Annotated in this window: 1 protein-coding gene and 1 pseudogene; both read left to right on the top strand. The window is 74.1% G+C overall.

Going from position 1 to position 11,176, the window contains the following annotated elements; genetic code table 11:
* Positions 1-161: 161 nt before the first annotated feature.
* Positions 162-5,750, top strand: a pseudogene (locus ACWEBX_RS34395) (SDR family NAD(P)-dependent oxidoreductase); the annotation flags it as partial.
* A 9-nt stretch (positions 5,751-5,759) separates the two neighbouring features.
* Positions 5,760-11,176: beta-ketoacyl synthase N-terminal-like domain-containing protein (locus ACWEBX_RS34400; protein WP_451888681.1), on the top strand; the 5,417-nt coding region annotated here is incomplete at its 3' end.

The raw sequence follows: 11,176 nt of genomic DNA on the forward strand, positions 1-11,176 counted from the left end.
GCGCAGGACACGGCTCCGGACGGCCGCAGCGACGACGATCTCTACGCCCTGATCGACCGCGGATACCTGTAGCCGCAATCCGTCCAGCCGCAATCCGTTCAGCCGCACCCGTTCTTCTAAGCAACCGTTGAGGGAGGCCCCTGGTGGAGGAAGTCGACAAGCTCCGCTCCTACTTGCGACGTGCGGTCGGTGACGCGCAGGAACTGCGCGAGCGGGTGCGCGAGCTGGAGGAGTCCGCGCGCGAGCCCATCGCCGTGGTGGGTGTGGGGTGTCGCTTCCCGGGCGGGGTGACATCCCCCGAACAGCTGTGGGACGTCGTCTCCGGCGAGGTGGACGCCATGGGCGACTTCCCCCAGGACCGCGGCTGGGACCTGGAGGCCCTCTACGACCCCGACCCCGAGGCACACGGGAAGACGTACACCCGCACGGGCGGTTTCCTGCCCGAACTCGCCGACTTCGACGCGGAGTTCTTCGGCATCAGCCCGCGCGAGGCGCTGGCGACGGACCCGCAGCAGCGGCTGATGCTGGAGACCTCGTGGGAGGCCCTGGAGCGGGCGGGCATCGACCCGGTGGCGCTGCGGGGTTCGCAGACCGGCGTGTTCACCGGCCTGTACGGCGTCGACTACGGCCCCAGGATCGGCGGCGGCGCGGCCGGCGAGGTGGAGGGCTTCCAGATCACCGGCACCTACCTCAGCGTGGCCTCGGGCCGCGTGGCCTACGTGCTGGGCCTCCAGGGCCCGGCCATCTCCACCGACACCGCCTGCTCCGCCTCCCTCGTCGCCATCCACCAGGCCGTACGGTCCCTGCGCTCCGGGGAGTGCACGCTGGCACTGGCCGGCGGGGTCTCGACCCTGCCGACCCCGGGCATGTTCGTCGAACTCGCCCGCCAGCGCGGCCTGTCGGCGGACGGCCGGTGCAAGGCGTTCGCCGACGCGGCCGACGGCACCGGCTTCTCCGAGGGCGCGGGCGTCCTGGTCCTGGAGCGGCTCTCCGACGCGCGCCGCAACGGCCGCCGGATCTGGGCGGTGATCCGCGGCTCGGCCGTCAACCAGGACGGCGCCTCCAACGGCCTGACCGCCCCGAACACCCTGGCCCAGCGGCGGGTCATCCGGGCGGCCCTGACCGACGCCGGGCTGTCCTGCGCCGACGTGGACGCGGTGGAGGCGCACGGCACCGGCACCCGGCTCGGCGACCCCATGGAGGCGGAAGCCCTGCTCGCCACCTACGGCCAGGACCGTGACGCCCAGGACCCTTTGTGGCTGGGGTCGCTGAAGTCGAACATCGGACACACCCAGGCGGCCGCCGGTGTCGGCGGCACCATCAAGATGATCATGGCGATGCGGCACGGCGTCCTGCCCCGCACCCTGCACGTCGACCGCCCCTCGGCCCACGTCGACTGGTCGACCGGCGCGGTGGAACTGCTGACCGAGGCACGGCCCTGGACCACGGCCGAGGACCGGCCCCGGCGCGCCGGCGTGTCGTCCTTCGGCATCAGCGGCACCAACGCCCACCTGATCCTCGAACAGGCCCCCGCCGAAGCCGGGCCGGAGCGGACTCCGGCCGGTGACGACACGCGGCCCGCCACCGGCGCGCCCCGGGCGCTGCCGTGGGTGCTGTCGGCACGCTCCCGTCAGGCGCTGCGCGCCCAGGCGGCACGGCTCGGCGACAGCGTCGCCGCGAACGCCGGCGCGACGGCCGCGGGCGTGGGACGGGCGCTGGCGACGACCCGGTCGCTGTTCGACCACCGCCAGGTCGTCATCGGCACCGGCCGCGACGAACTCCTCGCCCGCCTCGCCGCCGTCGCCGCGGGGCAGGAGCCCGCCCCCGCCGGCGCCGTCTCGGGAGCCGCCGCACCGGTCGGCAAGACGGTCTTCGTCTTCCCCGGCCAGGGCGCCCAGTGGATCGCGATGGGCCGCGAACTCATGGAGAGCTCCCCGGTCTTCGCCGACGAACTGCACGCCTGCGCCAAGGCGTTGGAGCCGTGGGTGTCCTGGTCACTGATCGACACCGTGTGCGGCGGACCGGACTCGGCGGACCTGGAGGACATCGACGTCGTCCAGCCGGTGCTCTTCGCGGTCATGGCGGCACTCGCGCAGGTGTGGCGCTCGCTGGGGGTGCGCCCGGACGTGGTCATCGGCCACTCCCAGGGCGAGATCGCCGCCGCCTATGTCGCCGGCGCCCTGACCCTGCAGGACGCCGCCAAGATCGTCGCCCTGCGCTCCCGACTCCTGGCCACCGTCACCGGCCAGGGCAGCATGGCCGGCATCCTGCTGCCCGAGGACCGCGTGCACACGATGCTCGCGGGCCAGGAGACCCGCATCGGCATCGCCGCCGTGAACGGCCCCAACTCCACGACGGTCTCCGGCGAGAGCGAAGCCGTCGAGAAACTGGTCGCGGCCTGCCAGGCCGACGGCGCCCGCGCCCGGCTGATCAAGTCCAGCGTCCCCGGCCACTCCCCGCTCATGGACCGCTTCGACGGCCGGCTCCAGCGGGAACTCGGCCCCATCACCCCCAAGCCCACACCGGTGGCGATCTACTCCACCGTCACCGGCGACCTCATCGACCCCCTCGAGCTCGACACCGGCTACTGGTACCAGAACCTGCGCCGGCCGGTGCAGTTCGCCACCGCCATGGGCCGCCTGGTCGAGCGGGAACCCCACAGCGCCGTCGTCGAACTCAGCCCGCACCCGCTGCTCGTGATGACCGTCCAGGAGATGTTCGACGCCACCCCCGGCGCCACCGGCTTCGTGGTGGGCTCGCTGCGCCGCGACGAGGGCGGCCTCGCCCGGCTCCACCAGTCGGCCGCCGAAGCCTTCGTCCGCGGCCTCACCGTCTCCTGGGAGGCGGCCTTCGACGGCGTGGACGGCGCGGACGGCGCGGGGGCCGAGCTGCCCACGTACGCCTTCCAGCGCCGGCGCTACTGGCTGAACACCCCCGCCGAGACCACCGCCGCGAGCACCTGCGACCACCCGCTGCTCGACGCCGTGATCGACCTGCCCGACGACGGCGGCGGGCGCGGGGGAGTGGCGGGCAGCGGACGCCTGTCCCTGGAGCGCCACCCCTGGCTCGCCGACCACCTCGTCCACGGCGCCGTCCTGGTGCCCTTCGCGGCCCTGGCGGAACTGGCCGTCTGGACCGCGCACCAGGCGGGCCACGACAGCGTCGACGAACTCACCCTGCACACCCCGCTGGTGCTCTCCCGCACGGCCGAACGCGAGATCCGCGTCGTCATCGACAACACCGGCGCCATCGGCGTGCACTCGCGCGCCGGCGGCGAGAACACCTGGACGCGCAACGCCACCGGGACCGCCGGATCCGGCACCGCACCCGCCGTCGAGGGCCTCACCGCATGGCCGCCCCCGGGCGCGACCCCCGTGCCCTTGGGCGACGAACACACCGGGCCGGCCGCCGCCGGCTCCGGGCCCCTGCCGCGCGGCACCCGCGGAGTGTGGCGCGACGGCGACACCCTGTTCGCCGAGGTCGAACTGCCGCCGGCCGACGGCGCGGAGCAGGGCCGCTTCCGCATCCACCCGGCGCTGCTGACCGCCGCGCTGCTCCCGGCCGCCCTGGTCCCCGTCACCGGCACCTCCCGGCCCCAGGGCGGACTGCCCTTCCACTGCACCGGACTGCGCCTGGCCGCCGGCCGGCCCACCGCCCTGCGCGTGCGGCTCGCCCCGGCGGGAGAGGGCACGCTGTCCGTGACCCTCGCGGACGGCCACGGGACGCCGATCGGCTCCGTCGCCTCGCTGAGCCTGCGCCCGGTGGACGCCGAGGAACTGACCGCGCTGAGCTTCGACCACCAGGACGCGCTGTTCCAGGTGGACTGGGCCCCCCTCGCCGTCCCCTCCGGGCAGTCGGCGCCCCGCTGCACGGTGCTGGGAGCCGCCCCCGACACGCGGCAGGCCCACGCGCCGGCCGCCGCCGGCCCCGCCGCGCTCACCGGCCCCGCCGCACTGGCCGCACTCGCCGCGTCCGGCGCGGAGATACCCCCCCTCGTCATCGCCCGCCTCGACCAGGACGACCACACCGGCGGCGACACCCCCGCCGCCGCCGAACAGCGCCTGCACCGCGTGCTGCGCTGGACGAAGGACTGGCTGGCCGACGAACGGTTCTCCGCCTCCCGCCTGGTCCTCGTGACACGGGACGCCTTCCACGACGACCACATCGCCCACCCCGATCCCGCGGCGGCCGCGATCTGGGGCTTCGTACGCACCGCGCAGACCGAGAACCCGCAGCGCTTCACCCTCGTGGACACCGACGGCCGGCCCGAGTCCTTCGCCCTGGTCCCGGCCGCCGCCGCCACCGGCGAGGCCCAGCTCAAGATCCGGGCCGGCCACGCGAGCACCCCCCACCTGGCCCACGCGGCCCCCGCGGCCCCCGCACTCCGCGACGGAGCACCGAAGGCGCCCGCGCTCGGCTCCGGCACCGTGCTCATCACCGGCGGCACCAGCGGCCTCGGCGCGATCCTGGCCCGGCACCTGGTCGAACGGCACGGGGTACGCCGGCTGGTGCTGACCAGCAGGCGCGGCCCGGCCGCCCCCGCGGTGGCGGCACTGCGCGAGGAGCTGACCGCGGCCGGCGCCCACGTCCAGGTCGCGGCCTGCGACGTCTCCCGCCGCGACGCCGTCGCCGAACTGATCGCCGCCGTGCCGCCCGAGCACCCGCTCACAGCGGTGATCCACTGCGCGGGCGTCCTGGACGACGGCGTCGTCCAGGCACTGACCGAGGAGCGCCTCGACACGGTCCTCGCGCCGAAGGCGCGCGGCGCCTGGCACCTGCACGAACTGACCGGGCACCTGGACCTGTCCGCGTTCGTGCTGTTCTCCTCGATCGCCGGCGTGCTCGGCACACCCGGACAGGCCAACTACGCGGCGGCCAACGCCTTCCTCGACGGCCTCGCCCAGGCCCGCCGCGCCCGCGGACTGGCCGCGAGCGCACTGTGCTGGGGCTTTTGGGCCGAACGCAGCGACATGAGCGCCGACATCAGCGAAGCCGACGTCGAGCGCCTGCGGCGCCGCGGTGTGCGCCCGCTGTCCTCACGAGAGGGACTCGCCCTCTTCGACGCCGCCCTCGCCCTCGACGAACCGGTGCTCGTACCGGCGCTGCTGAACCCGACGGCGGCCGGCACCGCGCAGACGGCCTCCCCGCTGCTGCGCGCCCTCGCCCGGACCACCGCCGAACCCGGCGGATCCGCGCGGCCGGAGGCCGCCGACGTGCCGCTCGAACAGCACCTGAGGTCGCTGCCGGCGGACGAGGCACAGACCCTCCTGCTGGACGCGGTGCGGACGCAGACCGCGCTCGTCCTCGGGCACGCCGACACCGGGCGGGTCGCCCCCGCGGTGACGTTCAAGACCCTCGGCATCGACTCGCTCACCGCGCTGGAACTGCGCAACAAGCTCGCGGCGGCGACCGGCCTGAAACTGCCCGCCACCCTCGTCTTCGACCACCCGACCCCCACCGCCGTCGCCCAGTTCCTGGGCACGCGCATCACCCCGGACCCCGGCGCCGCACAGCAGTCCCCGGCCGATCACCTGGTGACCCAGATCGAGCACCTGGGCGCCCGGCTCGAGGACGCCTTCCGCACCCTCGCGGAACAGGACCGGACCACGATTTCCACCCTCCTCGGCGCACTGCAGGGCCGAGTCCGTGCGATGGCGGACGACGACGGGTCACCGGTCGCCATCGTCGACCAGATCGGTGCGGCCTCGGCGGGAGAACTCCTCGCGCTGCTGGACAAAGAGCTCGGCTAGGGGAAAGCGATGACACACGACAACAACGCCGAGGTTCTCGACTACCTCAAGCGCACATCGATCGAGCTGATCGAGACACGCAAGCGCCTGAAGGAACTGAACGACGCCGCCACCGAACCCGTCGCCGTCGTCGGCGTCGCCTGCCGCTACCCCGGCGCGGTGGCCTCCCCCGAAGACCTGTGGGAGCTGGTACGACAGGGCGCGGACGCCGTGGACGACTTCCCCGACGACCGCAACTGGGACCTGGACACCCTCTACGACCCCGACCCCGACCACCCCGGCACCTGCTACACCCGCAAGGGCGGATTCCTCTACGACGCCGGCGACTTCGACGCCGACTTCTTCGGCATCAACCCGCGCGAGGCCCTGTCCGCCGACCCGCAGCAGCGCCTGCTCCTCGAGGCGTCCTGGGAGTGCGTGGAACGGGCCGGCATCGACCCCGAGTCCCTGCGCGGCAGCGACACCGGCGTGTTCGCCGGACTCGCCTACTTCGGCTACGGCAACCACTTCACCACCCCCGAGGCCATCGCCGGCTACGCGCAGACCGGCTCCCTGCTCAGCGTGGCCTCCGGCCGGGTCGCCTACGCGCTGGGCCTCCAGGGCCCGGCCATCTCCACCGACACCGCCTGCTCCTCCTCGCTGGTCGCGGTGCACCAGGCGGTGCAGTCCCTGCGGCAGGGCGAATGCACCCTGGCCCTGGCCGGCGGGGTCACCGTCATGGGAATGCCACAGGTGTTCCGCGAGATGTCCAAACAGCGAGGCCTGGCGGTGGACGGCCGCTGCAAGGCGTTCGCCGACGCGGCCGACGGCACCGGCTTCTCCGAGGGCGTCGGCATGCTCGTCCTGGAACGGCTCTCCGACGCGCGCCGCAACAAACGCCGGATCTGGGCGGTGATCCGCGGCACGGCCATCAACCAGGACGGCGCCTCCAACGGCCTGACCGCGCCCAGCGGCCCCGCCCAGCAGCGCGTGATCCGCGCCGCGCTGGCCAACGCCCACCTGGGAAGCGGCGACATCGACGCGGTCGAGGCCCACGGCACCGGCACCACACTCGGCGACCCCATCGAGGCGGGCGCCCTGCTCGCCACCTACGGCCAGGGCCGCGACACCCAGGACCCTTTGTGGCTGGGGTCGCTGAAGTCCAACATCGGCCACACCCAGGCGGCCGCCGGTGTCGGCGGCATCATCAAGATGATCATGGCGATGCGGCACGGCCTGCTGCCCCCGACCCTGCACGTCGACCGCCCCTCGACCCACATCGACTGGTCCGCCGGAGCCGTGGAACTGCTCACCGAAACCCGGGACTGGACCACCCCGGACGGCCGGCCCCGGCGCGCGGGCGTCTCCGCGTTCGGCGTCAGCGGCACCAACGCGCACGTCATCCTCGAACAGGCGCCCCCCGAGGAGGACGAGGACGACGAGGACCACCAGCCCTACTGCCAGAGCGGGCCGGTGCCCTGGGCGCTGTCCGCGCGCTCGGAACAGGCGCTGCGCGCCCAGGCCCGCAGCCTGCACGACTTCGCCGCCGCCCACCCGGACCTGGACCTCCTCGACGCCGCCCACACGCTGGTGGCCGGCCGCACCCGCTTCGAGCACCGGGCGGTGGCCCTCGGCCACGACCGGGACGAACTGCTGGGCGCGCTCGACGCACTGAGCCGGGGCAAGGACTCCGCCGCCCTCGTACGCGGCACGGCCCCCGGCGAACCCGGCCGCCCCGTCTACCTGTTCCCCGGCCAGGGCTCCCCCTGGGCAGGCGTCGGGCGCCAGTTGTACGACACCTTTCCCGTCTTCGCGCGCAGCCTCGACGAGATCTGCGCCCGCTTCGACGCCCACCTGCCCCACCCGCTCAAGCCCGTCCTGCTCGCCGACGAGCCCGAGGGCCGCGACCGCACGGACATCGCCCAGCCCGCCCTGTTCACCCTCCAGGTCAGCCTCTACCGCCTCCTCACCCGGTACGCCCCCACACCCGCCCGGCTCATCGGCCACTCCGTCGGCGAGATCGCCGCCGCCCACGTCTCCGGCGTCCTCGACCTGGACACCGCGACCCGGCTCGTCGCCGCCCGCGGACGCGCCATGCAACAGGTCACCGAACCCGGCGCCATGCTCGCCGTCCGCGCCTCACCCACCCACGTGAGCACCCTGCTGGGCCCCTACGACCGCGTCGGCGTCGCCGCCGTCAACGGCCCCGAGTCCGTCGTCGTCTCCGGCCTGCGCGAACAGGTCCACGCCCTGCGCGACCAGCTCGCCGCCGACGGCGTCTCGGCCAAGCTCCTCCCGGTCGCCCACGCCTTCCACTCCCCGCTCATGGACCCGGTCCTCGACGAGTTCGCGGCAGCGCTCGGCGACCTGCCCGACGGCGAGATGACGATCCCCCTCGTCTCCACCCGGCTGGGCCGCGAGGCCACACTCCAGGAGCTCACCTCCGCCCGCTACTGGGTCGACCACGTCCGCGACCCGGTCCGCTTCTGGGACGCGGTGCAAGACGCCCGCGCCGCCGGCGCGGGCGTCTTCGTCGAGGTGGGACCCGGGGCGACGCTCACGAGCATCACCAAGGAGGCCCTCGCCGCAGAGGGCATCCACGACACCCTGGTCGTCCCGGCGTCACGCCGTGACCGCACCGCCCCCCAGGCACTGCTCGGCGCACTGGCCCAGCTGCACGTGGGCGGCACCGAGGTGGACTTCCGTGCCCTGTCCGGCCCCCGCCGCGGCGTGGACCTGCCGACGTACGCCTTCCAACACCGGCGCTACTGGATGGACTTCCGCGCCGGGACACAGACCACCAGCGTCACCTCCGCCGGCCTCACCGCCCCCGAACACCCCCTGCTCGGCGCCGTGGTGGACCACCCCGGCACCGACGAGCGGGTCTTCACCGACCTGTGGTCCCTGCGCAGCCACGGCTGGCTGGGCGACCACGCCGTCTTCGGCGCCGCCGTCGTCCCCGCGACCGCCTACCTGGACCTGGCCCTGTCGGCCGGCGCCCACACCGGCTGCGGCAGGGTCGAGGAACTCACCCTGGCCGTCCCCCTGATCCTGCCCGAGAGCGGCGACGTACGGATCCGCGTCGTCGTCGGCGCCGCCGCCGACAGCGGCCGCCGCACCCTGGACGTGTACGCACAAAGCGGCGACGACACCCCCGGCCAGGGCTCCTGGACCCGCCACGCGAGCGGCAGCCTGGCACCGGGCACCCCACCGGCCCCCGCCCCGGCGCTCACCGCATGGCCACCGGCCGGGGCGAAGCAGCTCGACATCAGCGGCCTCTACGACACGTTCGCGGACGCCGGTTTCGACTACGGCCCGCTCTTTCGCGGGCTGCGGGAGGTCTGGCGGCACGGCGAGGACCTCTACGCGCTCGCCACCCTCCCCGACACCACCGACCCCACCGCCGGCGGCGCCTTCGCCCTGCACCCGGCCCTGCTCGATACCGTCCTGCACGCCTCCATCGCCGGAGGCGTCATCCAGGTGACCGGCGAGCAGGGCCGCATGCCCTTCGCCTGGTCCGGCGTGGACCTGGCCGGCCCCTGCCCGCCCACCGTCAGGGTCCGCCTCACCCCGGCCGGCGAGGACGCCGTGTCACTGACGATCGCCGACGAGAACGGCCGCCCGATCGCCTCCGTCGCCACCCTCGCCTTCCGCCCCGCGAGCGCCGAGCAGGTCCACTCCGCACACGGCCGGCAACAGCCGCTGTACGAACTGCGGTGGCGCCCGGTGAAGGAGACCGGGCGCCAGGCCCACCCCGGGCGGTTCGCCGTCCTCGGCGCCCCCGGCGGCCTGTCCGCCCGCCTCACCGCCGCGCACGACAGCCCCGCCGTGCACCACGCGTCGATGGACGAGGTCCCAACGGGACCGGCACCCGCCCACATCGTCCTGTGCCTGGACGACGACGCCACCACCGGGGCCGGACTGCTCGACACCGTCGCCGACGCCGGCAAGCGGGTCCTGGAGCACATCCAGCGCCTCCTCGCCGAAGAAGCCCTCGCCGCCTCCACCCTGGTGGTCCTCACCCGCCTGGCCGTCGACACCGGCCAGGGCGAGAGCGTCGAGAGCCTGCCCGGCGCGTCCGTGTGGGGCCTGATCCGCTCCGCCCAGACCGAACACCCCGGCCGGTTCAAGCTGATCGACCTCGACGACACGGACACCTCCTGGACCCGCCTGCCGGACGTACTCGCCCTGGCCGAGGACCAACTGGCCCTGCGCGACGGCACCTTGCTGATCCCCCGGCTGGCGGCGGTCCAGGCGGCCGAGCACCGCATCGAGGCGCCGCCGGCCGGAGCCCACCGCCTCGGCATCCCCGTCAAGGGCACACTCCAGAACCTGACCTGGGTCCCCTGCCCCGAGGTGGAAGCACCCCTGACGTCCGGTCAGGTCCGTATCGCCGTACAGGCCGCCGGACTCAACTTCCGCGACGTCACCATCGCGCTCGGCCTGGTGGACCGCACCGCCATCGACGCCGGACTCGGCAGCGAGGGCTCCGGCACCGTCCTCGAAGTAGCCGACGACGTCACCGCGTTCACCCCCGGCGACCGGGTCACCGGCATCTTCAGCGGCGCCTTCGGCCGCACCGCCGTCGCCGACCACCGCATGCTCGTGGCCGTCCCCGACGGCTGGAGCCACGCCCAGGCGGCATCCATGCCGTGCACCTTCCTCACCGCCTACCACGGCCTCTTCGAGGTGGCGAACCTCCGAAAAGGCCAGCGCGTCCTCATCCACGCCGCGGCCGGCGGCGTCGGCATGGCCGCCGTCCAACTGGCCCGCCACGCGGGCGCCGAGATCTACGCCACCGCCGCCCCCGCCAAGTGGCCCGCCCTCAAGGCCCTCGGAATCGACGAGGCGCACCTGGCGTCCTCCCGCGACCTGGCCTTCGCCGAGAAGTTCCGCCGCACCTCCGGCGGCCGCGGCGTCGACGTCGTCCTCAACTCCCTCGCGCACACCTTCGTCGACGCCTCACTGACCCTGCTCCCCGACGGCGGGCACTTCGTCGAGATGGGCAAGACCGACATCCGCGACCCGCACCAGATCGCGGCCGCCCACCCCGGAGTCGACTACCGGCCCTTCGACCTCTACGAGGCGGGCCCCGACGCCCTCCAGGAGATGTTCCGGGCCGTCATGGACCTGTTCGCCGACGGCAGCGTGCAGCTTCCCCCGCTCTCCCTGCGCGACATCCACGACGCACGCGCGGTGTTCCGCGAGATGAGCCAGGGCCGCCACATCGGCAAACTCGTCCTGGACATCGGCGACGGCCTCGGCGGCGGCACCGTCCTGATCACCGGCGGCACCGGGGGAGTGGGCTCGCTCCTGGCCCGCCACCTCGTCACCGAACACGGCGTCCGCAGCCTGCTGCTGGCCAGCCAGACCCTCGTCACCTGCGCGTTCTCCTTCTGCTGGGACACCTGGTTCGCCCCACCTCCACCCGCCGACGACCAGAATCC

The organism is Streptomyces sp. NPDC005070, assembly GCF_053600395.1.